At 61.4% G+C, this 26112-nt stretch carries 16 protein-coding genes and 2 pseudogenes; 16 read left to right on the plus strand and 2 right to left on the minus strand.

The genetic code is table 11. The features are described 5' to 3' along the window. The first annotated feature begins 88 nt into the window (after positions 1–88). From DW029_RS00190 to ligA, 7 genes are all read left to right on the plus strand, one after another. Positions 89–2038 (plus strand): NAD(P)/FAD-dependent oxidoreductase, encoded by a 1950-nt coding sequence (locus DW029_RS00190; protein WP_118344964.1) that lies wholly within the window; start codon positions 89–91, stop codon positions 2036–2038. 205 nt (positions 2039–2243) lie between these two features. Beyond that, positions 2244–2936: a GntR family transcriptional regulator gene (locus tag DW029_RS00195; RefSeq protein ID WP_147351850.1), complete on the plus strand. Its 693-nt coding sequence runs from the start codon at positions 2244–2246 to the stop codon at positions 2934–2936. A 125-nt stretch (positions 2937–3061) separates the two neighbouring features. Beyond that, entirely contained in the window at positions 3062–4084 is a 1023-nt protein-coding gene (locus DW029_RS00200; protein WP_158572567.1) for a LacI family DNA-binding transcriptional regulator, read from the plus strand. Positions 4085–4225: 141 nt separating this feature from the next. After that, positions 4226–5563: a glutamine synthetase family protein gene (locus DW029_RS00205; protein WP_118344967.1), complete on the plus strand. Its 1338-nt coding sequence runs from the start codon at positions 4226–4228 to the stop codon at positions 5561–5563. Between the two features lie 50 nt (positions 5564–5613). Further along, a complete protein-coding gene (locus DW029_RS00210; protein WP_006234733.1) occupies positions 5614–6276 on the plus strand; it encodes a response regulator transcription factor in 663 nt (220 codons plus the stop codon). Positions 6277–6484: 208 nt separating this feature from the next. Then, entirely contained in the window at positions 6485–7945 is a 1461-nt protein-coding gene (locus DW029_RS00215) for a S1C family serine protease (RefSeq protein ID WP_118344968.1), read from the plus strand. 449 nt (positions 7946–8394) lie between these two features. Continuing rightward, on the plus strand, positions 8395–10623 hold the full coding sequence (ligA, locus tag DW029_RS00220; protein WP_118344969.1) for an NAD-dependent DNA ligase LigA: 2229 nt from the start codon (positions 8395–8397) through the stop codon (positions 10621–10623). Between the two features lie 58 nt (positions 10624–10681). On the opposite strand, the gene DW029_RS00225 is transcribed toward ligA, so the two are convergent. Together DW029_RS00225 and DW029_RS00230 are read right to left on the minus strand one after the other, a co-directional pair. After that, a complete protein-coding gene (locus DW029_RS00225) occupies positions 10682–11530 on the minus strand; it encodes a MerR family transcriptional regulator (protein ID WP_118344970.1) in 849 nt (282 codons plus the stop codon). Positions 11531–11604: 74 nt separating this feature from the next. Further along, positions 11605–12951: an MATE family efflux transporter gene (locus DW029_RS00230; RefSeq protein WP_118344971.1), complete on the minus strand. Its 1347-nt coding sequence runs from the start codon at positions 12949–12951 to the stop codon at positions 11605–11607. 267 nt (positions 12952–13218) lie between these two features. On the opposite strand from DW029_RS00230, the gene DW029_RS00235 reads away from it, so the two are divergent. The 9 genes and pseudogenes from DW029_RS00235 to tnpA all read left to right on the plus strand — a co-directional run. Beyond that, positions 13219–14091: a GTP 3',8-cyclase MoaA gene (locus DW029_RS00235; protein ID WP_233543747.1), complete on the plus strand. Its 873-nt coding sequence runs from the start codon at positions 13219–13221 to the stop codon at positions 14089–14091. Next, positions 14088–14168, plus strand: a pseudogene (locus tag DW029_RS11580) (hypothetical protein); the annotation flags it as partial. The gene DW029_RS00235 and the pseudogene DW029_RS11580, both read left to right, overlap by 4 nt. A 109-nt stretch (positions 14169–14277) precedes the next feature. Then, on the plus strand, positions 14278–15582 hold the full coding sequence (gene mobB / locus DW029_RS11820) for a molybdopterin-guanine dinucleotide biosynthesis protein B (protein ID WP_118344972.1): 1305 nt from the start codon (positions 14278–14280) through the stop codon (positions 15580–15582). Between the two features lie 265 nt (positions 15583–15847). Then, the gene (locus DW029_RS00245) at positions 15848–17134 is read left to right on the plus strand and encodes an MFS transporter (protein ID WP_158572569.1); all 1287 of its coding nucleotides are present in this window, start codon (positions 15848–15850) and stop codon (positions 17132–17134) included. A 223-nt stretch (positions 17135–17357) separates the two neighbouring features. After that, positions 17358–18179: an HAD family hydrolase gene (locus tag DW029_RS00250; protein ID WP_118344974.1), complete on the plus strand. Its 822-nt coding sequence runs from the start codon at positions 17358–17360 to the stop codon at positions 18177–18179. Positions 18180–18896: 717 nt separating this feature from the next. Continuing rightward, the gene (locus DW029_RS00260; protein WP_147351851.1) at positions 18897–21917 is read left to right on the plus strand and encodes a SpaA isopeptide-forming pilin-related protein; all 3021 of its coding nucleotides are present in this window, start codon (positions 18897–18899) and stop codon (positions 21915–21917) included. Further along, positions 21910–23580 carry a SpaA isopeptide-forming pilin-related protein gene (locus tag DW029_RS00265; RefSeq protein WP_158572571.1) on the plus strand — a complete coding sequence of 557 codons (1671 nt, stop codon included), beginning with the start codon at positions 21910–21912 and terminating at the stop codon, positions 23578–23580. Before DW029_RS00260 ends, DW029_RS00265 begins: the two co-directional genes overlap by 8 nt. Before the next feature lie 108 nt (positions 23581–23688). Then, positions 23689–25467 carry an isopeptide-forming domain-containing fimbrial protein gene (locus DW029_RS00270; RefSeq protein WP_158557575.1) on the plus strand — a complete coding sequence of 593 codons (1779 nt, stop codon included), beginning with the start codon at positions 23689–23691 and terminating at the stop codon, positions 25465–25467. Positions 25468–25762: 295 nt separating this feature from the next. Beyond that, a pseudogene (gene tnpA / locus DW029_RS00275) lies at positions 25763–26112 on the plus strand (IS200/IS605 family transposase); the annotation flags it as partial.

Genomic DNA, 26112 nt, shown 5'->3' on the forward strand with positions numbered 1-26112 from the left:
AGTGCGAGCGAGTGCAGATACGGCGGTTGCTGATACGATAGGTACATCAGCAACCGCCGCCGAGCGGCTCAAACGAAAGGAACCCTGTATGGAGTCCTCCGCCTACCCGATGCTCTTCAGCCCGATCAAGGTCGGTACGACCGAGGTTAAGAACCGCGTCTTTATGCCGCCGGTGTCCACCAACCTGGCCGACCATGGCTACGTGACCGAAGACCTGGTCGACCACTACCGTGCCCGCGCCAAGGGCGGCGTGGGCCTGATCATCACCGAGGTCGTGACGGTCGAGCCCACCTATACCTATCTGCCGGGTGACATGTGCTGCTACGACGACTCGTTTATCCCCGGTTGGGAAAAGCTCGCCGCGGCCGTCCACGAGTACGGCTGCAAGATCATGCCGCAGCTCTTCCACCCCGCCTACATGGCCTTTAACATTCCGGGCACGCCGCGCCTGATCGCTCCGTCCTTTGTGGGCCCCTCCTATGCCCGCGAGGCGCCGCGCCCCATCACGGTCGATGAGATCCACGAGCTCACGCATCAGTTCGGCGACGCCGCCGTGCGTATGCAGAAGGCCGGCGTCGATGGCGTCGAGGTCCATGCGGCGCACGCCCATGGCATGCTCGGCGGCTTTTTGACCCCGCTCTATAACAAGCGTACCGACGAGTATGGTGGCTCGCTCGACGCCCGCATGCGCTTCTTGCTCGAGGTCATCGCCGAGATTCGCGAGCGTTGCGGCAAGGACTTCATCATCGACGTCCGTATCTCGGGCGACGAGTACACCGATGGCGGCCTGACCCTCAACGACATGATCTACGTCTCGCGTCGCCTGGAGAAGGCCGGCGTCGACATGATTCACGTGTCGGGCGGTACCACCATCAAGCGCGGCTCTGCAATTCCCGCCGCTGGTACACAGCAGGCTTCGCACGCCGCTTGTTCGCGCGAGATCAAAAAGCATGTGAACATTCCCGTTGCCACGGTCGGCCGCATCAACGAGGCATGGATTGCCGAGGAGCTGATCGAGGACGGCGCTGCCGACATCTGCATGATGGGCCGCGCCAATCTGTGCGATGCCGAGTTCTGCAACAAGGCGGCTGCCGGCAACGCCGACGAGATTCGTCCCTGCATCGGCTGCCTGCGCTGCCTGAACGGCATCATGTTCGGCAAGCGCATCTCCTGCACCGTCAACCCGGACGTGGAGCGCGACGAGGCCGGTTACGAGCCTGCCGCCGAGGCCAAGAACGTGCTCGTCGTGGGCGCCGGCCCCGCGGGCATGGAGGCGGCCTACATTGCCGCCAAGCGCGGCCATAACGTGGTGCTCGTGGACAAGCAGGATGAGTCGGGCGGCGAGATGCGCATCGCAGCCGTTCCGCCGGCAAAGCAGGAACTCACCCGCGTGATCAAGTATCAGTACCGTCGCCTGGCCGAGGCCGGCGTCACGTGCGTCTTTGGTACCGAGCTTTCGGCCGAGGACATTCAGCGCGATTACGCGGGCTACGAGGTTGTCTTGGCTTATGGCGCCGAGCCCATCGCTCCGGCCTTTATGCAGGGCTTTAAGCAGGTTATGACGGCTGACGACCTGCTGGGCGGCAAGGCCTTCCCGGGCAAGAAGATCGTCATCGTGGGCGGCGGCACCGTCGGCTGCGAGACGGCCGATTACCTGGCCCCGTTGGTCAACGACCTGTCGCCGGCCAATCGCGATGTCACCGTCATTGAGATGACCAAGACGCTCGCCGCCAACGAGGGCGGTGCCGGTCGCGCGGTGCTCATCACGCGCATGCTCTCCAAGGGCGTTCACGTGCTGACCGAGGCCAAGGTGACCGAGATTACCGAGGACACCATCAGTTACGAAAAGGATGGCCAGATCCACACCATCGCCGATGCCGATACGCTGGTGCTTGCCATGGGCTACCGCCCCAATACCAAGCTTGCCGATGACCTTGCCGCTGCCGGCGTTGTCACCCACGTGCTGGGCGATGCCCAGAAGTGCGGCAACATCCGCGACGCCATCGGCGATGGCTACAAGGTCGCCTGCGAGCTCTAATCAATCCCCTGGCGCATGAGGGGGGCGTCTCTGCGCCATCCGATAGCAAAACAGCGGTGGTGTCCCGGGTTTCGGGATGCCGCCGCTTGCTCTTGTGATCCTAGCGACGTGAGCGCGCCCTATTTCACCGCAACTGAGGGAATGGGGGATGCGATAGTATTACGTGGTGATATTCGGCAAACCGTGGGCTTCATCCGAGGGCTTTATGGAACAGCACCAGCATTATCAGAGCCTGCAAGATCAGGCATACAACGCATTGCGCTCCAAGATCATCTATGCCGAGCTCAAGCCTGGCACGCGCCTTTCGGCGATTGGTCTGGAAAAGGAGACGGGAATCGGGCGCACGCCCATTCGCGAGTCTTTTGTGCGCCTGCGTGAGCAGGAGCTGGTGGAAACGCGTCCCAAAAGCGGCACTTATGTCTCAAAAATCAGCATGGAGCGCGCCGAGAACGCCTGTTTCTTGCGAGAGAAACTCGAGAGAAGCGTGCTCATTAAATGCTGCTCTGCCGCCACGCCCGAGCAAAAGCAGCGGCTCGAGCGGATTCTTGCCGAGTCCGAGTCGCTCGACCATAGCGAAACGCGTCGCTTTTTCGATCTGGACAATCTGTTCCATGAGACGTGTTTTGAGATTGCCGGTCGCCACATGTTGTGGGATTGGATGAAGAGCGTCAACACACATTTTGAGCGCTACAACTGGTTGCGTATGGTGTCGCAGGATCTGGATTGGGAGCCGATTCGTCGGCAGCATCGCCGGATTCTCGAGGCCATTAAGAGGGGCGATACCGACACGGCGAGCTACCTGGCAGAGACACACCTGCATCTGATGCCCGAGGAGCAGGGCCCGGTTATCGCCTTGCATCCCGACTACTTTGAGCTGCCTAAAGACTCGTCTATCTAGCCCATCACCGCATCTGTTCGAGACGCAAAAACGATGCTGCTCACCTACAGCGTTTTGCAAGCGAGTTTTTAAAAAAAATGCCTAAAATGGCTCAGGTTGCCGACAATTGGGAAACGGGGTGCGCTATGGCGCAGATGAGAATCAAAGACATTGCCGCCGAGGCGGGCGTGAGCCCGGCCACGGTTTCGCGCTATCTCAATAACCGCCCCGGGCAGATGACCGAGGAAACCCGCGCTCGCATCGCGGCGGTTATCGAGCGCAACGGCTATCGCCCACGTGCCGCCGCACGCAATCTGCGCAGCTCGCGCACTAACCTCATTGGCGTGATCTTGGCAGACATCGTCAACCCGTTCTCCAGTGCCATGCTCGAAGGGCTTTCCGCCAGCGCCGCCGCGCGCGGCAGCTCGCTCATGACGGCCATCAGCGGCAACGACCCCGCCAAGGAGGCGGAGTCGCTCACCAGACTTATCGATGCCGGCGTGGACGGCCTGATCGTCAACACCTGTGGTGGCAACGACAAGGCGATCGCCGCGGCCGCGGGGCGCCTGCCTGTCGTTCTGCTCGACCGCGATGTTGCCAATGGCGGCATCGATCTGGTGACCTCTAACAACCGCGAGTTGGTCGCCGGCCTGGTAGACGCCTTGGTCGCCGCGGGCAGCGAGCACCTGTGCCTGCTCACCGAGGCAAGCGACGACAGTCCCGTGCGTCGCGAGCGCGCCGAGGCCTTTGCCGACGAGCTCTCGCGTCGCGGCCTGACCGGCGAGGTCGTCACCCTGGCCGACGGTGGCGCCGCGGGTGTCGGCCGCCTGGACGAGGCCATCCGCGACTATGCGGGCAAAAAGCTCGGCCTTATCGCCGTCAACGGCCTGGTCTTTCTGCGTCTGACCGAGGCGCTGGCACAGTTGGGACCCTCGTTGCCGGCGGGTCTCAAGATCGCAACGTTTGACGACTATCCCTGGAACCACGTGCTCTTTGGCGGCGTGACCACGGCCGCGCAGGACACCGTCACCATTGCCAAGCGCGTAGTCGAGCGTCTGTCCGATCGCATCGATGTGGTCACCACCACGGTGGGCGAGGCCGCAAGGCTCGCCCCCAAGCGCATCGAGATCCCCGGTCACATTGAACACCGCGCTTCGACCTCGCGCTAACCATTCGTTCGTGCTTGGCACCCGCCTGCTCGCGCACGTTTTTTGAGCGCTTGATACGCTTTAACCCTGCGGAAACATTTTTCTGCGATAGTATCTGCGGTATAGACCAGTCGAAACCCGCCCGAAAGAAAGGGGAGCGACATGAACCAGCAGAACATCGATTACGTACTCCGCTCCGTAGAGCAGCGTGACATCCGCTTTGTGCGTCTGTGGTTTGTCGACATTCTCGGCCGCCTCAAAAACTTTGCCATTAGCCCCGAGGACCTCGAGGTCGCATTTGAGGAGGGCATTGGCTTTGACGGCTCCGCCATCGAGGGTTTTGCCACGCCCGAGGAAGCCGATATGCTGGCGTTTCCCGATGCTTCGACCTTCCAGATCCTGCCGTGGCGTCCGAGCCATAACGGCGTTGCCCGCGTGTTCTGCGATGTGTGCACCCCCGACCGCAAGCCCTTCGCCGGCGATCCGCGCGATGCGTTGCGTCGCATGTTCCGCAAGGCCGAGAAAGCCGGCTATCTGCTCAACGTGGGCGCCGAGCTGGAGTATTACTACTTCCCCGACGAGCACACGCCCGAGCCTCTCGACAACGTGGGCTACTTCGATCTTTCGGTGAGCGATGCCGCACGCGACCTGCGCCGCAACACGGTCCTTACGCTCGAGAAGATGTCCGTGCCCGTGGAGTACACCTTCCATGCCGCCGGTCGCTCGCAGCACGGCATGAGCCTGCGCCACGCCGAGGCCCTGAGCATGTCCGACGCCATCACCACGGCCAAGCTCATCATTAAGCAGCAGGCCTACGAGAGCGGCTGCCACGCCTCCTTTATGCCCAAGCCGTTGGCGGGCGAGGACGGCAGCGCCATGTTTTTGCATCAGTCGCTGTTCGACCACGACGGCAACAACGTCTTTTGGGGCGAGGCCGACGAGAAGTACCATCTCTCCGACGTCGCCAAGCATTACATGGCCGGCATCCTGGCGCACGCGCGCGAGATCAGCGCCATCACCAACCCCACCGTCAACTCGTACAAGCGCATCACCACGGGCGGCGACTCCGTGCCGCAGTACGCCACGTGGGGCCTGCGCAACCGCGCAAGCATGGTTCGCATCCCGGTCTACAAGCCCGGCAAGCAGCTGTCCACGCGCATCGAGCTTCGTAGCCCCGATCCCATGGCCAACCCGTACCTGGTCAACGCCGTCACACTGGCGGCCGGGCTTGACGGCATCGAGCGCAAGCTGGAGCTCCCGCCCGAGGCCACGGCCGAGACGCTCAAGCTCAACGACCGCCAGATGCTCGAGGCCGGTTATACGCCGCTGCCGCGCTCGCTTAAAGAGGCGCTCGACGTCTTTGAGGACTCGCAGTTTATGAAGGATGCCCTCGGCGAGCACATCCATAGCTTCTTCCTCAAAAAGAAGCGCGACGAGTGGCATAAGTTCGAATCCACGATCACCGAATGGGAGATCAAGCACTACCTGGCGAACTCCTAATCGCGCTGGCTTGTCCCAGTACGATTGAGCTCATTTTTATGGAGGCCGATATGTCCGAAAAGAGTGCCCTGTTCATGGCGCGCACGACGCGCTTCCACGAGTTTGCCCGCAGCTTGACGACCACCCTGGGTGTCGAGGTGAGCCTGGCCACCCCCGATTCGCCGACTGCGGCGCACGACTTTGACCTGCTGATCCTCGATTCTGATGGCATCCGCAGCGACCGCATCGATCAGATTGCCAAGTGGCTTGACGACCGCGGTGGCGTTCCCATGTTGGTGATCGTCGACGACGAGGCGCTCGGCACCCTGCGCCTGCCCAATCACGCGCATGCCGACTTTGTATGCCCCACGGCGACGCCCAACGAGCTCAAGGCTCGTGCGCAGCGCCTGATGGGCGAGGAGGAGACCGTCACCGCCGACGATGTACTCAACATCGACAACCTCGAGATCAACCTGGCTACCTACCAGGTGACGCTCGATAACGAGCCCATCGACCTGACGCTGATGGAGTACTCGCTGCTGAGCTTTTTGGCCACGCACCCCAACCGCGCCTACAGCCGCGAGGTGCTGCTGCACCGCGTGTGGGGCTTTGAGTACTGCGGCGGTACGCGTACCGTCGACGTGCATATCCGACGCATCCGCTCCAAGGTGGGCCCGCAGATCGCGGCACACATCACCACCGTCCGCGGCGTGGGCTATCTGTTTAAGGACTAGATTTCCACCACAAAGGGGACAGGCACCTTTGTGGTGGCTTTGCCACAGGTGAGGGTCCCTTTCGGGTCTGCAACAGAACTTAAACCTTCCTAAAAGATTTCGTTCTCATACACTTGCGCACGCATATTGGGGTACAACTCAACGTGAACAATGATGGCCCGCCACATGTTTGGCGGGCCTTTGGTTATTTGACGAAAGGATCGCAGCTATGAGCGAGAACGATTCCCAGCGTCCTCAGGATGCGGGCAACGCCGGCGAGACTCAGCAGCAGCCGCGCGTACAGGTGGAGTCGACGCCTGCCGACGGCAACATTCCCTACGTGCAGGCCTACGACACGCAGACCGGCAAGCCGCTGGGCGGTGCGCAGGTCGTGAACAAGCATACGGTGGTCAAGACCAAGACCAAAAAGCTGCCGATCTTTATTACGGCACTCGCCGGCTGTGCCTGCGGAGCCTTGCTGGTCATTGCGCTCATTATGAGTGGCACGCTCGATATCGGCGGCGGTAAGAATGCCGTGACGGCGGGCGCTTCGGGTTCGTCGACGCAAAAGATCACCATCGACTCCGAGGACACCACGCTGGCCGAGGCCGTCTCTGCCAAGGCGCTGCCCTCCGTCGTTTCCATCACCGCAACTTCGAGCGGCAGCCAGAATGGCTCGCTTTCGCAGTCTGCCGACGAGTCGGATAGCTCGGGCAGCGTCGGTTCGGGCGTGGTGCTCGATACCGAGGGCCACATCCTCACCAACAACCACGTGGTCGATGGTTACGACCAGTACGTGGTGACCATGGACGACGGCACCACCTATGAGGCCGAGTTCGTGGGCAACGATGCCTCGAGCGACCTCGCCGTCATCAAGCTCAAGGATGCCGATGCCTCCAAGCTCACCCCGATCGAGATCGGTGACTCTTCCAAGCTCAACGTGGGCGAGTGGGTCATGGCGATCGGTTCGCCGTTTGGCAACGAGCAGTCTGTCTCCACGGGTATCGTGTCGGCGCTGTATCGCTCCACGGCCATGAGCTCTACCAGCGGCAATACCATCTATGCCAACATGATTCAGACCGACGCCGCTATCAACCCGGGCAACTCCGGCGGCGCGCTCGTCAACGACAATGGTGAGCTTGTGGGTATCAACTCGCTCATCGAGAGCTATTCGGGCTCCAGCTCGGGCGTGGGCTTTGCCATTCCGGTCAACTATGCCAAGAACATTGCCGACCAGATCATCGACGGCAAGACGCCGGTGCATCCGTACATGGGCGCTACGCTTTCGAGCGTCAACGCGCTCAACGCCCGCACCAACAAGCTGAGCACCGATAGCGGCGCGTATGTGGCGAGCGTCGTTGAGGATGGTCCTGCTGCCAAGGCCGGCATTCAGGAGGGCGATGTCATCACCAAGCTGGGCGACGACGAGATCACGAGCGCCGATGGCCTGATCATCGCACTGCGCAGCCACGAGGTGGGCGAGAAGGTCGAGATCACGCTCATGCGCGGCAAGGAAGAGAAGAAGGTCACGGTTGAACTGGGCTCCGACGAGGAGCTGCAGAACCAGCAGCAGGACGACAACGCGACCGACACCGGCAACGGCGGTATTACCGACGAACAGCTGCGCCAGTACCTGGAGGAGCTGCTAGGCCAGCAGGGCCAGGGCCAGGGCTACGGTCAGGGTTACTAACGAGCCACTCCACACATATCGAAGCCAGAGGGGGCTGTCCCGCCAACGCGGGGCAGCCCCCTCTTTTCGCGATGATCCCTTGGGGACGGAGGAAAACGGAGCACTTGTGGCTGGCAAGAGGCTTGGTTCGGAATGGCCTGGACAGTTAGTTCAGAAACGTATAAATCTGGGGCAGCTTGGGATGCGTTTTGAGCAATTTTTGATTGGGATGGGGCTTGAATGGGTGTTTGGGAGGGAGAGCGGGACGTTTACATGGTCTCAGGGAGCCCAAATTTGTTGAAACAGGGGTGTTCGTGCCTGATCCAGCTCTAGGATTTATACGTTTCTGAACTAACTGTCCACCCCAGTCTGGCGGCTGCCGATTCGGTGCGGTTCGAGACCGCTATTCGGCCTCATTGCGACCGGTGGTACTCTAGTATCCGTTTGAAATCGAGCGAAGGAGTGCCGCTATGGAGCAATCGAGCCTGTTTGGTGACGGCGTGGACATCGATACCGAAACGCCCGCGATCGCGGAAGCCACCGCACCGACCGATGTCCGTGCCCAGGCGGCAACGCGCGCGGCCGAGCTGCGCCACGAGCTCGACTACCATGCCTATCGCTACTACATGCTCGATGCGCCCGAGATCACGGACGCCGCCTTTGACAAAATGCTCGTTGAGCTGCAGGAGATCGAGGCGGCCTATCCTGACCTGGTGACGCCCGACAGCTATACCCAGCGCGTGGGCGGCTACGTGAGCGAGCAGTTTACGCCGGTAACGCACATGGCGCGCATGTATTCCATGGACGATGCCATGGATCTGGACGAGCTCGACGCATGGCTCCAACGCACCGAGGATGCGCTCGGTGCCGGCAGCGTCACCTATACCTGCGAGCTTAAGATCGACGGTCTGGGCGTGGCGCTTACCTATCAAAACGGCACCTTTGTGCGCGCGGCCACACGTGGCGATGGCACCACGGGCGAGGACGTATCGCTCAACGTCCGTACCATCAAGGATGTGCCCATGCACCTGTCCGAGCCGGCGCTCGCCCACATGGGCGCCGACCGCGAGCGTAGCATCGAGGTGCGTGGTGAGGTCTACATGCCTAAGGGCAGCTTTGTGCGCCTCAACGACGAGGCTGACGCCGAGGGCCGCGATCCCTTCGCCAACCCGCGCAACGCCGCCGCCGGATCGTTGCGTCAGAAGGATCCCAAGGTCACGGCTCGCCGCGACCTGGCCACCTTTATTTACGCCATCGCCGATACCGACCCGTTGCACGTCCACAGCCAGCGCGAATTTCTCGACTGGCTGCGCAACGCCGGCTTTAGCGTCAACCCCAACGTGGCTCGTTGCGCCGCGCCGGCCGAGGTCCACGAGTTCTGTGCCCAGGCGCTCGAGCACCGCGGCGACCTGGACTACGACATCGACGGCGTGGTCGTAAAGGTTGACAGCTTCCAGCAGCAGCTCGACCTAGGTTTTACCGCCCGCGCACCGCGCTGGGCCATTGCCTTTAAGTTCCCGCCCGAGGAAAAGCAGACCATCCTGCGCGAGATTCGCATCCAGGTTGGTCGCACCGGCGTACTCACGCCGGTCGCCGAGTTCGACCCGGTGACAGTCGCCGGTTCCACCATCGCGCGCGCTACGCTGCACAACATCGACGAGATTCGCCGCAAAAATGTGCGCGAGGGCGATACCATCATCGTGCACAAGGCGGGCGACGTGATCCCCGAGGTCGTGGGCCCGGTGCTCGACAAGCGCCCGGTCGACAGTGTCGACTGGCACATGCCAGAGGTCTGTCCCGTGTGCGGCAGCCCCGTGGTCCACGAGGATGGCGAGGTGGCATATCGCTGCGTGTCCATCGACTGCCCGGCGCAGCTCAAGGAGCGCCTGCTCCACTGGGTGAGCCGCGGCTGCATGGACGTGGACGGCCTAGGCGACGAGATCGTCGACAAGATGATCGCTGCTGGCCTGATCCACGATGTCGCCGACTTCTACCAGCTCACGGTCGACGACATTGCCGGCCTAGACACGGGTCGCGTGTATGCCAGCTCCAACAGCAAAAAGGGCGTCAAGAAGGGCGACCCCATCCCGGTGGGCCTCAAGACGGCCGAGAAAATCATCGCCGAGCTCAACAAGTCCAAGAGCCAGCCGCTCGGTCGCGTACTGTTTGCCCTGGGTATCCGCCACGTGGGCAAGAGTGTGGGCGAGGTCATCGCCGAACGATTCCTGTCGATTGACAAGCTCATCTTGGCAAGCGAAGAGGACATCGCCGAGTGCGAGGGCATCGGTCCCAAGATTGCGGCGAGCATCAAACAGTTCCTGGCCGTGCCCGAGAACCTTGCCGTGTTGGAGCGTCTGCGCCAGGCGGGCCTGTCGCTCGAGGTCGACTTGGGCGCCGCGCATGCGCAGGCCGCAGCCGACGCTGGCGTGGCAGGCGAGCTCGCCGATGCACAGCCGCTCGCGGGTCTGACCTTCGTGCTGACGGGCACGCTCGTCAACCGCACGCGCGATGAGGCGGGCGCGGCACTTAAGGTGCTCGGCGCCAAGGTTTCGGGCAGCGTGTCAAAGAAGACGAGCTATCTGGTTGCCGGCCCCAAAGCGGGCTCCAAGCTCACCAAAGCCGAGCAGCTGGGCGTGCCTGTATTGGATGAGGACGCACTCGAGCAGATTCTTGCGACTGGTGAGGTGCCCCAGGCTTAGTGCAACGATAATCAAATTGAAGAGCCGCCCGGAAAACATGATGCCTCCCGGGCGGCTCTTATTTGGATGGGGCAACCGGCGCCGTGATTTGCGTCACGTAGGTTGCGGGGTCGTCGCTGATGATGTCATCGATCAGGGCAATTTCGCGCGACGGACCGGCGGGTGTCAGGTTATGTTCGCGCATATAGCCGAGCAGCTGCTTATAGCGCGGGCCCGCTTGCCCGTGCGTGCCGCGGAAGCTGATGGTCAGGCAACGCGCGGCAGGTCGCGTCTCGACGTTGCCCAAGTAATCATCGGTGTCATCGAGCAGCAGAAAGACCTCGTCGTAGCCATCAAAATCACCGGCGGCGAGGCGCTCGGCGCCAATCCCGACGCCCAAGTTGCCCAGAAAAACAAACGTCTCGTGCTGGCCTTTCTGCAGCTGACGAATCTGCCACTCCAGCGCATAGGCGTTGGTAGGGTTGACGCGTTCGCGCAGCACGGCGCAGCGAAGCTCGGGCGCATCGATTGTGCAAATGGTGTCGAGCTTGGTGTTCAAGGCATCGTGCAGCAGGGCAAGCCGGTTATCGATCTTGCGCGATACGCGCTCCAATTCACGGCGCTTGCGCTCGATGAGCTCCTGCTGCTGAGCCAGCTGCCGCTGCATAAGGTCCACATCGCGCGTAGTCACAAACTCGCGGATTTGTGCGAGCGGCAAGTCAAGAACGCGCAGGTGGCTGATGGTGTTGAGGGTGGAGAGCTGCCGCGATCCGTAGTAGCGGTACCCACTCGCCGGATCGATGTGCGCCGGATCCAGCAAGCCCATCTGCTCGTAATGGCGCAGCGTGCCCACACTCAGGTTAAACAGGCGCGCCACCTCGCCAATGCGGAGCAAGCCCTCGGTATGTTCAGTTGGCGAGTCGGTCATGGGACCGCTCCTTTCGATGTGCGGGGGAACGCCGGGGCCATGCAGCGCAGCCGTCGTATGACACGAACGAGCTGCTACGCCATCAGCTTGTCAAAAGCCCCGCGACGGTTGAGCGCGGTAAACGCCACCACGCAAATAATTACCGATAGAATCGACCCGCACGGCGAGGCGATGCCCATGGGGAACAGCGTGTCGGAGTAGGCGTTCGACAGCAGCCACGCGCCGGGCACGCGAATGAGCACCACTGCCAGCACGTTGTGCGCAAAGCCGATGTAGCTCTTGCCATACGCAGCGAAAAAACCGCTAAAGCAAATGTGGATGCCGGCAAAGATCGCGTCAAAAATATAACTGCGCATATAGCCGGTGCCGGCCGCAACGACCGCGGCGTCCTTGGCAAAAAAGCCGAGAAACGCCGGTGCCACCAGCCACATCAGCACCGTGATCAGGCAGCCATATATCACCGAGATGGTCATGGCATCTTTGAGCACCTGACGCGCGCGGTCGCCCTTGCCCGCGCCGGCGTTTTGCGCCGTGAGCGCGCTGACGGTGGCGCCCATGGAACTCGGCACGATAAACAAAAAACTGATCATCTTTTCGACCAAGCCCACGGCAGCGGCGTCGACGAGCCCTCGGTGGTTGGCGATGACGGTGATGAACATAAACGCCACCTGGATGCAGCCGTCCTGCACGGCAACGGGCACGCCGATCTTAAGGATGCTGCTGAGCACCTCGGGCTGGGGGCGCAGGTCGCTGCGCTTGAGGTGAATGTGCGTGCGGCGGCTCTTGAGCCACACGAGCGCGAGGGCAACGCTTGCCGTCTGGGCGGTTACCGTGCCGAGTGCCGCGCCCACGGGACCGAGTCCCATGTGGCCGATAAACAAAAAGTCGAGCGCGATGTTGATGATGCACGCCACGCCGATCACGTACATGGGCGAGCGCGAATCGCCCAGGCCGCGAAAGATGGCCGAGAGGATGTTGTACGCGGCGATAAAGGGAATGCCGACAAAGCAGATGCGCAGGTAGGCAGCGGTGCCTTCGACCGCCTCGGCCGGCGTGCCAATGAGCGCCACGATCTGCGGGCACAACGCAAATAAGACGGCGGCCAGTACCACCGAGACGCCCATAAAGAGCGTGATGGTGTTGCCGATGGCGGCCTCGGCGCGGTCAAAGCGGCGCGAACCCACGGCGTGGCCGACGATGACCGTCGTTCCCATGGCCAGGCCCACGAGCGTCACGGTAATGATATAGAGCGTCTGCGCGCCGTTGCCCACGGCGGTGATGCCGGCCGCGCCGCTAAACTGTCCCATCATGTACAGGTCGGCCATGCCGTAGAGCATCTGCAAAAAGTACGAGAGCATATAGGGCAGGGCAAAGACCGCGATGGTCTTGAGGACGTTGCCGCGTGTGAGGTCGTGTTCCATGGGCGGGGCACTTTCTGGCTTGGGTCGTTTAGCTACCAGTGTAGTGAAAACCCTATAACGATTGTAGAGTCAAGGTTTGTGTTGAGGACCGGGCGAAAAAGTTGCGTGCGTAGGCATTTCCAATTGAATGTAGGTGCGTTGAACCATGTCGAGTTCGCGCTAGAAAACGCCATTCGCCCTGCGTCGTGTCGTACGCATGTCGACCTATTCTTCCCGTGCGGTACTATATTCCCTAAAGAATAAAGACCAGCGTGAGGGGAGGGCTGCGTGGACGGGCGCGTGCATCATGACGGTTTTGGCCGCAATATCAACTACCTGCGTATTGCCGTTACCGACAAGGGCAATTTCCGCTGCATTTACTGCATGCCGGCCGAAGACGTGGCGCCCCGCGTGCACGACGAGCTGCTCAGCGCCGAGGAAATCGCCCGCTTTGTGCGCCTGGTTGCGGGGGAGGGCATTCGCCGCGTGCGCCTGACGGGTGGCGAGCCGCTGGTCAGCCGCCGTATCATCCCGCTCATTCGCGACATCCGCGCGATTTCGCAGATCGAGGACATCTCGCTTACCACCAATGGCGCCCTGCTGCCCAAGCTGGCGTCGCAGCTCAAAGACGCCGGGCTTAACCGCGTCAACATTTCACTCGATACGCTCGACCCCGTGCTGTTTGAAGAGATCACCCGCCTGGGCCGGCTCGAGCAGACCATGGCCGGCATCGACGCGGCGCTGGCCTGGGGCTTTGAGCCCGTCAAGGTCAACTGCGTTGTTGTGCGCAGGCTCAACCAAGATGTGGCGGCCCTCGCGCGCCTGACCGTCGACCGTCCCATTCACCTGCGCTTCATCGAATACATGCCCATCGGCGACGAGCGTACGAGCTCGCATTGCGCCGTGGACCCTCATGCGCCCACGCTCAATCCGGCGCTGTGGGATGCGAGCGACACCGTGCCGAGCGACGAGCCACGGGCGCGCGTCAATGCCGGGGCCGCCACGGTGGGCCTGGGCGAGCTCGAACCGCTCGACATCACCGACGCTCCTGCCGGCACGGGTCCCGCGCGCTATTGGCGCTTTCCGGGTGCGGAGGGAACGGTCGGCTTTATCAGCGCCATGTCCAACCATTTTGCGCGAGCTGCAACCGCCTGCGCCTGACGGCCGACGGCAACGTGCGTCCGTGCCTGTTCGCCGATGCCGAGTATTCGGTGCGTGAGGCGCTGCGCCGTGGTGATGATATGCAGGTGCTTTCGATTTGGCGCGATGCCGTGGCCCACAAACCGCAGGAACACGCGATAATTGAGGGCACGCAACGATTTATGTCCCAAATCGGAGGAGGATCATATGGCCAAGAGCAGGTACGCCGATGCCACCAAGGCCGCTCGCAGGGCCGCGATGTCTGCCCACAAAGTCACGGCTGCGGCGAATGCTGGCAACGCCGACGCGACCGCACAGCCGTCTGCCGGCGCTGCTGCCGAGCCGACTCGCGACGCCCGCCGCGACGAGCTAACGCATGTGGATGCCAAGGGCGAGGTTCGTATGGTCGACGTGTCCGACAAGGCCGAGACCCATCGCATCGCCATCGCCGAGGGCACCATCCTCATGCATCCCGAGACGCAGGCCATGGTGCTGCAGGATCGCGCCAAAAAGGGCGATGTGCTTGCCTGCGCGCGCGTAGCGGGCATCATGGCCATCAAGCGCACGAGTGACATCATCCCCATGTGCCATCCGCTGCTCGTTACCAAGAGTAAGTGCGATATCGAGCCTATCGCGCCGGCGGGGACGCCCGTCGAGGACGTGCCCGAGGGCTGGGCGCCGGCGCGCGCGGACGGGCAGGTTGGTTTTCACGTACTGGTTACGGCGGGCGTGACGGGCAAGACGGGTATTGAGATGGAGGCGCTGACCGGCGCGAGTGCCGCGTGTCTGACCATCTACGACATGTGCAAGGCGGTCGATCGCGGCATGGAGATCGTTGACGTTCGCCTGCTGCACAAGGAGGGCGGCCGCTCGGGCGTGTGGGACCGCGCAGAGCGTCAGGCCGCTGCCGTTGAGTCCGTGGCCGCTGACGGTGCCGCACCCGCGAGCGCGCCCGTCGCCGTCGCGCCCGCAGCTCCGGCCCCGGCCGTCCCCGCGATCGCGTTTATCGGCTACCAAAACTCGGGCAAGACCACGCTCGTCGAGAAGGTTATCGCCGAGCTCACCCGCCGCGGCCTGCGCGTGGGTTCGCTCAAGCATCATGGGCATCACGGCTTTGATATCGACGTGCCCGCTAAGGACACCTGGCGCCATCACCAAGCCGGATCAAAGCACGTGGGCCTCATCTGCGCCACGCGCTGGGCGGAGTACGCCGACACGCGCGAGGAGGACGAGATGCCCGCGCGCGAGCTGCTGTCGCGTTACAACGATGTCGACGTGGTGATCATCGAGGGCTACAAGACCGAGGGCTTCGACAACATCGTCGTCGCGCGCTCCGGTGTCGACCGTCTACGCGGCAAGAGCTCGCTCGACCTGGTCGACGGTCACACGCTGGCCCTTGCCTGCAACGAGGCCCTGGCACGCCAGGCATTCGACGCCGGCTTAGCGACCCGAGCCATCAACATCAACGACGCCCGAGCCATCTGCGACCTGATTCAAGACCATCTGGCCTAAAACCTGCCAAAAAGAGACAGGTTTATTTTGGCAGGTTTTATCTGGGCAAACGTCATTTCCACCACAAAGGGGCCAGGCACCTTTGTGGCGGTTTTTGCTTTAGTAGATGTTTGGGACATGCCTTACAATCTACCAAGTAGTTCATGACGGGCGAAAAACGGAGAGAAGGGGCTTGATGCGTCCTTAATGTTTCATGCGGATAGATTGATTTGACAGACGGTGGCGAATGCCCACCGTCCGCATTCGTATGAAACAAGGAGTCTCCATGCTCGCCTCTCTTTTCTCAAAGCCTCAATCATCGCTGTCCGTGCAGGCCAAGCGCCTGGTGGCGATGCGCTTTCTCATCTACACCGGTTTTCAGACCAGCTACTTTATCGGCGTCATCGGAACGCTCACCTATGCAGACGATGCCTCGGTCGTGGCGACATCGCTGGCCGTTCTGTTTATGAACGTTTTCGTGATCCTGGGGTCCTTTGCGGGTGGAGCGGCGCTCGACGCTTTGGGCCCGCGCCGCCATTTTTTGCTGAGCATCGTCGGCGCGCTGACAACCGGCGCGGCGATTATCGCCTTTGGCAGCGCGACCGGCATCGTCCTGCTCGGCGCGGTGCTCCTGGGCTTTGTGATGGGGTTCGCCCAGCCCATCGCCACATCCTATCCGGCCTACCTCACCGATGATCCCGTCGAGCTCAAAGACATCAACTCCGCCATCGCCATGTTTTCAAACGTGAGTATCATCGTCGGACCCACGCTGGGCGGCTTTGTCGCGGCGGCTGCGTCGTCGCGCGCGGTGTTTGTGCTCATGATGATCTTTACCGTACTGGCGCTCGCCGCCGGTTGGGGCTTTAGGCAAAGTGCAGGTCAGGCCGCCACACACGAAGGCAAACCCGCAATCGGCGACATCACGTCGGATAAGGCCAGCCAAAGTCCCGACCCCAACACATCTTCTCGCGCCACCTTCGCAGCCAGCATCAAGACAGTCTTCACCAACAGCGTCCTCGCCCTGCTGTTCTTCATTATCTTTCTTTCGAACTTTGGCTATGGCGCCTTCGATCCACTGGAGTCGTTCTTCTACCGCGATGTCCTGCACGTCGGTGTCGAGTGGATGGGCTGGCTCTCGTCGGCCAGCGGTGTGGGCGCGGTGCTAGGCGCCGTGGTCGCGCTCCGCTTGCCGCCGCGCCTGGTCAACCTTAAAACGCTGCTCGGGGCGCTTATGTCCGTGGGCGTGGGAAGTCTGATTTACGTGGGGACACCGTACGTGGGCGTAGCCCTTGTCGGCCAGATTGCCCTGGGCGTGGCCTGGGGCATCGTCAACCCGCTCCACAACACGATCGTGCAAACGACGGCCCCGCTCGAGCAGCTCGGTCGCGTGAACTCGGTCATGGGCTTTGGCAACATGTTCGCCGGCGTGGCGCCACTGGCGATTGCCCCGTGGCTGGCGGCGACATTTGGCGTGCAGCAGACGCTCGTTGGTGCGGGCATGGTCGTGACGGCAGTTCCCGCGGCGCTGCTGCTGTTTGGACGCCGGCATTTGGATCGTGCCGCAAAGCAGTAAAAACCATCACAACATTCGTTGAAAATCGCGATTTTGCCGAAAAACGTCAAATGTTGTGATGGTTTGCGCCCCGGGCCAGGCCACCCCGCGGGTTTGGCCACCACAAAGGGGTCAGGCGCCTTTGTGGTGGTTTTGCGCCCAAGCACCCCGTGCGCGCCTTGGTATACCATGTACGCCGTTCACGAATACACCCCACACCGCCGCACAACCCAGAAAGGCCCCCATGGACACCACCTTCAGCCACATCAAAGCCGTGTTCTGCGATATCGACGGCACGCTGCTCACGAGCCAGCACACGGTGTCCCCGCGCACCGTGGCGGCGATCCGCGCCCTGCGCGAGCGCGGCGTGCTCTTTGGCCTGTGCACCGGGCGCGACGCCCACGCGACCGAGGTCATGTACGAGCTCTGGGGCATCGAAGGCCTGGTGGACGTGCTGGTGGGCTGCGGTGGCGCCGAGGTCATCGACCGCGCACACGACATCAACGAGCTGAGCTATCCGCTGCCGGGCGAGACCATCGCGCGCATCTGCAAGCACATGGCGGACCTTCCGGCAACGCCCGTCTGCCCCCGAGACGGCGTGTTCTACGTGCCCGAGAGCAACGCGTGCGTCGAACACCTGTCGCGTGTCGACGGCGTGCCCTACAAGGTGGTCGATTTTGCCGAGTTCTTGCGCGAGCCGCAGCCCAAGGTGATGTTTACCATGGCACCCGAGGTAATGCCGCGGGTGATTGAGCGGGCGTCGACGTTTGCCGATAGCACCGTCAAGGCGGCGGCTCTGCAAACCACGCAGCGGCTCTACGAGTTCATGGACCCGCGCGTGTCCAAGACGCGCGGCCTTGTGCGCGTGGCGGAGCTCAACGACATGGAGCTCCAGAACATCTGCGTGTTTGGCGATGCCGATAACGACACCTGCATGGTGGCTGACGCCGGCGTGGGCGTGGCCATGGCAAATGGCAGCGACGCCACCCGTGCCGCCGCCGATTTTGTAACCGCCAGCAACGACAAAGACGGCATCGCGATCTTTATCGAGGAACATCTGCTGTAGCGCCGGGGGAGAGCCGCCACAAAGGGGACAGGCGCCTTCGTGGCGGCCTCAGGCGATTTGGGCGAATTGATACCTAAAATCTGCGCGCAAATTCAGATATGGTTGTCTGAACATTACGCTTCTAACCACCGATGAGTTAAAGATATTCCCATCAATTTGGTAGTCTATTCCTCCCGGTTAATGACCTACCGTTCACGGTCGATTTTCGACCGTTCACAGGATGCTTGCTCTTGAGCAAAATGTTGTGCAAATAAATAAAATGCTATTAAAAAACTGATAACTGGCTTAATTACCTGTAGAAATAGATATTTCATAGCGAATAAACGAAGGTTAATCCGAGCAAATGTCAAGAGAATTGAGAACTGACTACAAAAATGTCGGTTTTGTTGCTCGGTTGTTTAAACAATAGTTACAATAGTATTACTACGCGAGCGCAATTACAGATTGCGCAGATACGTTTGATAGTGAAAGAGTAAGATCGCGGTCTCGTGGGGAGGAGACATCGATGACAGCAAATTCAGATAAATCTAAGCAGAACAATAACGCGGCACACCGTGTGCTGGCAGGTGTTTTGTGCGGAGCTTCCGTTTTGAGCCTGGTACTGTCGCTCGTTATGCCCCCGATCTCGCAGGCCATCGCCAGCGACACCCAGACAGTTTCTACCGAGGAAACTGTAATGGGGTGCTCAAAGTGAAGAAGTTCGCCGCATGTAGCTTTATGGCAACTGTTCTCGTTGCAAGCACGCTGCTGTCCCCGTTCAGCGCGGCCACCTCTGCGAGCGCGGCTACCACTGTGAACAAGGGCATCTACAAGCCCACGCCTATCGGCATCGGTACGAATATCGATGTCTCTACCCCCGATCCCGGCGTGGCCACCTACGTCGGCCGCGACATGTACATCGGTGGAAAACCGAGCAACACTAATACTCTTGATGCGAGCAACGCCCCCGCCGGCTCATATGCCGCTGAGGCGGAGGGCCTTACCGTGGTCCGTGGCAAGCTTGCCATGAATCCACTCAAAGAGAGCTGGCCCTATGAAGGTATTGGCGCTGGTTTCCGCTTTGGCACCGTTGGTTTTGGTTCCCAGTTCCGTCCTGTCGACGGCAGCACCGTGCTTGCGGTGGCTGGAATCGACAGTGCGATCACCAACATGAGCGTTGGTTACAGCGGCGACTTGCCGGGGAAGACTACCGTTGGCGCTTGGAACAAAGGCGCTTGGGTCGGACAGCAGAGACCTTTTGAGGACGCGACTCCTTCCGGCTTTGCCTACACCGCGCAAATCGCAGGCCCCATCACATACTGGCGCGATAGCGACTATGAACGCCAATCCGTGGTGACAACGCAGGGTAATTGGTTCGAGGGCAAGAACCCTCAGGAAAGCAACCTGTTCATTCCAACTGTTGATTTGACTAATGTCAACAATAACGATTATTCGAGCTACAACGGTGAAGATGGGTACCTCTCGAAGCTATCGAAACAGCTCAACTCGTTTGAAGTAACCGGCAAGGTGGATGTCAACGGCTTTGCAGAGCCTAATAGCAACTATGTCATCAACAAGTACAATAACGACGGAACAAGCTATGCACTCAAATTCGATGGTAGCGACAAGCTTGTTTCCGATGCGCTCGATACCGGAATCCCGAGCAATACGATTCGCAACACCGAGCGACTCATCACCTTTACCGGCGATGGAACTTCTATGCAACAGGTCTTCACCATCGATGCTTCTCAGCTGAGCAATACATACAACAACGAGTATTATCGTGGCGTTGATTTCGCATTCGAGGGCATTCCCAAGGGCGCCTCGGTTGTTGTGAACGTTACCGGATCTTCGAATATTGAGTTTCACAATGGCTGGCGCTTTTGGTGGAAGGGTACCGAGATTTCGCGTGGTTACGAAACTCAATATTCCGGCACACCGCTGGGCGAGGCATACGCGACGGCTTCTCAATCCGTCATGTGGAACTTTGTCGATACGCAAAGCCTTACCATTCGGGGCGGCATCGCGGGAGAGGACCGCGCGGACTGGGAATACGGTGGCGCAACCATTGGTGCCAAGTGGACTGACGACGATCCTGCGGCGGCTATGATCGGATCGATTCTCGTTCCCAACGGAAGTTTCGACGACCATGTGACTACCAACGGTCGCGTTTATGTGGGCGTCGATTTCTCAATGAACAGCCCGAAGGTTGCCGCAGCATTTGATGAGGGTAACTCGGCTTCCGTCATCGATATGGATCAGGAGCGTCACAACTTTCCGTGGTCTGGGTCGTATACGCCCGACGGCTCCGCCGTTGCGTGGAGCAAGGTCGATGCGGCGAACGGCAACACGTCGCTTCCTGGTTCCTCGTGGGCTATCTATGGTTCTGTCGAGAATGCTGTCGCGGGCAAGGACGCTATCGTGACGGTGACTGACGGTGGCGCAAATGATTACGCTTCGGGTGATGGCAAGCTTCAGTTCAACTATCTGAACCAGAAGGCAAACATCGGCAATTCCAACGATACCAACTACTTCACGTATTACATCAAAGAGGAGACGGCGCCGGCTGGCTACCAGAAGTCAGACACCATCTACTATGCCACTATGAACAATACTGGCGAGAAGCCGAACTACGTTCAGGGTTACGTGGATGAGAACGGCAAAAATGTTCCGTTCGAGAATAACCCCACAGGTGCCATTCCCAACACCAAGATCACCGGTACGGTGTCTTGGACCAAGGTGGGGGAGGGCGACACAAAACACACTCCTTTGGCTGGTTCTGAGTGGAAACTCACCAAGACTAATGACGCCGATGGTGCGGCCGTTAACCAGTCCTGGACCGTGAGAGATCAGGTGAGCGACCAGTCGACTTCGAGCGATACCACGTGGGTAGACACCGACACCGCGCCTGGCAAGTTCAAGCTCGAGGGCCTGCTGCCGGGCACGTACACGCTCACGGAGACCCAGGCTCCGTTTGGCTACGAACTGAACAAGAACAACAAGTTCACGGTGGACAGCAAAAGCGGCTCCATTACGTGGATCGAGAACGAGCAGTCGAACATCGTTGATGGCATTACGTACATCTCCGACTCGTGCTCCGTTACGTCCGTGAAAATCCCGGTGATTAAATCCGTCCGTAATACGGACTGGCCGAAGGATTCCAGCGGTAACTACGTTGCGTTCGATTTCAGCATTGAAGCTACGGGGGCAAATAAGGATAGCGCGCCTATGCCTGACTCGAGGATTATTTCCGTCGCTCCCGCAGACTCCACCAAGGTCAACGACATCGAGGCATCTTTTGGCGAAATCTCGTTCTCCAAAGAGTACCTCGCCACGAACGACGCTTCGAACCCGAAGGGCGCCAAGACTTACACCTACACGGTGAAGGAGGTCGCGCCCGACGCCGATGCCATCGACAAGCTCCGCTACTCCAAGGCCGAGTACCAAGTGGCCGTCACCGTGATAGCCGATTTGGACGAGAAGACCGACAAGTACTCCGGCCTCACCACCTCCACCACGGTCACGCAGGTGAAGGACGACATGGGCAATACTGTGAGTAACACCATCGGCAAGGACGCCGAGCCCAACGCCATCCCCGCCTCCACCTTCACCAACACCTACTCCACCTCTTTGCCCCTTTCTGGTATGTCGGGCGTCACTCTGACGTACCTTGCCGGCGCGGCGGTGCTTTGCGCTGCTGCGGCTTGGATGCACATTCGTCGCAAGGCGAATGCGAAGGGAGGTGAGCGTCGTGAATAAGAAAGTTTGCTCCTTCCCGATCTTGTTTGCGCTGCTTACCCTCCTGATCGGCACCTGCGCGGTTGTATTCCCCGCATCCGCGCAGGCTGCGCCGACCTCGACCGGTTCTATCACGGTGAGCGGCACCGTGGCGAGCAGCTACGACGCCTACCAGATCTTTAGCGCCAACGTCGTCGACGGCGACAGCGACGCCAAGATTGCCACCGACCTCGCCTGGGCAAGCGACGCCGTGCGCGACGCCGCGCTGCCTGTGCTGCACAGCGCCGGCATGCCCAATTCCCAGACCACCGCGCGGGAAGCTGCCGAGTGGCTCAACGCCGATTCCCACCTTACGAGCGCGCTGAGCGCACAGCTCGCTCGTTCCCTCCAGAGCTCTGGCGCCGTGTCTGTGGCCCTTAACGCGGGCACGGCGGCCGAGCTGCCCTGTGGCTACTGGCTCATCGTCGCCGACGACGACGCCATCGCCCAGGGCGAGGTCGGCACCGCGCCGATCATGGCCCTGGTCGGCGGCAGCGCTGTCACTGTCAAGCCCAAGGCCGCGACCCCCAAGGTCGCCAAGCATGTGCTGGAGGACAGCACCGCCGCCTGGCAGAAGGCCGCCGACGCCACGGTCGCCGACGACCTGTACTGGCGCCTCTCTGCCACGGTCCCGGCCGGGCTCACCGCCTACGACACCTACACGGTGCGGTTCGTCGACACCATGAGCGCGGGACTCGACCCCTCCAAGGTCGCCGCGAGCATGCGCGTGTACGTGGCGGCGGGCGCGGACGGCGGCTTCGACGCCGTCTCGGCCGGCAAGGACGGCCGCGCCGGCACCGAGCCCGCGCAGGGCTGGACCGACATCACGGCCCAGTGCGCCACCAAGGTAGCGGCGGACGGCAAGACCTTCACCGTGCGCACCGGCGACCTGATCGCCGCGCTTGGCGGGGCCGACGCCTTTACCGCGGGCGCCCGCGTGGTCGCCGTGTACAACGCGCCGCTCAACAGCGCGTGCAACCGCGGCATCGCGAAGGGCAACCCCAACGAGGTCTACCTGCGCTACCCGCGCTCTCCCTTTGCCGACCAGTCCGGCGACGCCGGCTTCACCCGCACGCCGAGCGACGATGCGTGCGCCTACACCTGGGATCTCGCGCTCACCAAGCGCGGCAGCGACGGCGACAAGCCGCTTGCCGGGGCGGTCCTGAGCATCGCCGACGACCGCGGTCGCACACTGGCTGCCGAAGGCACGTGGGATGCGGAGGGCAAGGCCACCGTCACCACGGGCGAGGACGGCCGCGTGACCGTCTCGGGCGTGGACTCGGGCAAGCTGGAGGTCCGCGAGCTCAAGGCGCCCAAGGGCTACACCGCCTTCGAGGGCGCGCGTTCTGTGACGGTCAAGGCCGAGGGCCTGGACGTCGACCAGGTGGCCGCCGCCAAGCCCAAACTCACCATCACGGCCGAGTCGCCCCTGCGCGCCGACAGCGCGGACGGGTCGACGGGCAGCCTGGAGGCGTCGCTCATCAACACGCCCACCGGCACACCCCCTAGCATTACCACCGGAGGCTTTATGCCCTCGACTGGCGATATGGCAATGTACGCCGCGGCCGCCGCAGCGGTCGCCGGAGCCGCACTCATCGTGGTCGCGCTCCTGGTCAAGCGGGGAGGTGGCAGCCATAAAGAGTAGCTGGCAGCCCCACAGAGAGCGGGGCGAGACGTAGCGAAGTAGATGCTAAGACACAGACAGATGATGACCGATCGAATGAGAACCAACCGGAAAATGGAGGAAAAGAAGATGAGCGTGAACAAGAACATCGCACGCCTGGCAGTAACCGCCGGCCTCACAGCAGCCCTGAGCTTCGGCGGAGTTATGGCCCCGGTCACGATGGCGTTTGCTGAGGGCGGGTCGACTGTCACATTCGTGGACAGCGATTACGCGAAGTCCACGACCTATAAGGGCATCAAGATCTTCAAGGCGACGGTCGTGACGACCGGAGGGGCCGCGACGTTGAGCAACATCGAGTGGGCCAGCGACGATGCCAAGGCAGCCGTGCTGGACGCCATCAAGGCGAAGGACACGTCCTTTGCCAGCGACCACGCGCAGGATGCCGCCGATTGGCTGAACGCCAACACCGGGGTTACCGGGACCGACTCGAAGGTCGCGAGCGACAACGTCCTGAGCTTGATCGCTGCCAGCCTGGAGGGTAAGTCCGGCTGGGAGACGACGTCCGCGGGCAGCCCGTCCCTTTCCGGCCTCGACGCCGGCTACTGGCTGTTCCTCACCGCTGTCGCCGGCACTCCTGACGGCAGCTCGACCGACGCGTTCACCTCTCCTGTCTACGCCGTGATCGATGGCAAAAGCACGACGACCGTCACGCCAAAGAAGGGTGTTCCCACGGTCGAGAAGAAGGTCCTCGACGACGCGGATGCCGTCGGCGTTGCCGACATCAAGGTCTCCAACGAGTGGAAGGACGTGGCCGATTCCCAGATCGGCCAGGAGGTCAACTACCGGCTCACCGGCACCATCGCCAGCAACTACGCCACCTTCAGCGCCTATGCCTACAAGTTCACCGACGTGCTTTCCAGCGGTCTTGACTTCGTCGGCGGCTCGGTCGAGGTGTACGCGGTGAACGGCGGCACTTATTCTCCGATTGATGCGAGCAAGTACGACGTGGCCTGGGACGCCAACAAGCTGACGGTCGAGTTCAAGGTCGGCGATGGCAAGAAGGGCCTCAAGGACGTTGACGGTGTGACCGCAGATACCAAGATCGTCGTCTTCTACAAGGCCAAGCTCAACGGCAGCGCCGTGATCGGCAACGCAACTGACGGCAACAAGGGCGGCAACCCCAACACCGTTACGCTCACGTACTCAAACAACCCGTATGCCGAGGGTACGGGCACGACGATCGAGGACACCGTCGCCGACTTCGCGTTCAAGCTCAACCTCAACAAGGTCGACCAGGGCACCGAGAAGGGCCTCGCGGGCGCTGTCTTCGCCATCCAGTCCGATGACGCGAACACCCAGGGGCAGTATGTCGCCTCGAAGGCTGACGCCGCCGCAGGAGTCGTCGCGGGCCAGCTCGTGACCGTTGCCGACGCTAGCAAACTCCCCGAGTACGTGAAGTTCACGTCCGGCGACGACGGCAAGATCGCCGTCTCCGGCCTTGACGCCGGCTCCTACAAAGTGACCGAGGTCCAGGCCCCCGGCGATGCCTACACCAAGGCCGACCCCTTCACCTTCACCATCACCCCGAAGTACGACGATGCGACCATGAAAGTGACGGGCCTCTCGGCTGATGTCTCCGAGTCCGACAAGGGCCGTTCCGACATCGCCTTCGGCACGCTCGACGGCACTGCCGGCGACAACAAGCTGACCGGCACGGATGGCACCGGCACCAACGCCGCCGCCGGTGAGGTCACCATCAACGTCGGCAACACCAAGTCCGTGGGCCTTCCGCTGACCGGTCTTAACGGCGTGACCTTCACCTGGATTGCTGGTGGTGCGGTGCTGTGCATCGGCGTGGCTCACCTCATCCGCAGCCGTAAGCAGGCTGAGGAGTCCGAGCAGGAGTAACGCTCGCTCACCCATCCCTTTGGCAGGTGGGATGTGATGGCCATGAGACTTGCGGACACTTTTCTCGTCCATCGACGTTCTTGCTTTGCCATTCTCTTTTCGGGGCAGACTCCGCACTGGAGTCTGCCCCGTTCTTTTTTAAAGGCTTTAGCCTGTGCGGGGCGCGCAGCGCGCCGCATCAGAAACCACCCGCTATGCGGGTGGGGACAACCGGCTTTACAAAGCCGCCCCCTCGCCGGACACTTGCGATTGTTCAGGCCGCAAGGAATCCGAGTCGAGAGGGCGGTGGTGGCGTATGGCCCAGAAGGCCTACAGCCTGTCGCACACGAAGTGGATGTGCAAGTACCACGTCGTGTTCACGCCGAAGTATAGGCGCAAAGTCATCTACAACCAAATAAGGTCCGACCTTGGGGAGATCTTCAGGAAGCTCTGCCAGTACAAGGGGATAGAGATCATCGAGGGGCACCTGATGCCCGACCACGTCCACATGCTGCTGGCGATACCGCCGAAGTACAGCGTGTCGAGCGTGATGGGTTATCTGAAGGGGAAGAGCTCGCTGATGGTATTCGACAGGCACGCGAACATGAAGTACAAGTTCGGCAACAGGAAGTTCTGGGCGGAGGGCTACTACGTGTCCACCGTCGG

It is taken from the genome of Collinsella sp. AF38-3AC (assembly GCF_003474365.1).
Taxonomy (GTDB): Bacteria; Actinomycetota; Coriobacteriia; order Coriobacteriales; family Coriobacteriaceae; genus Collinsella.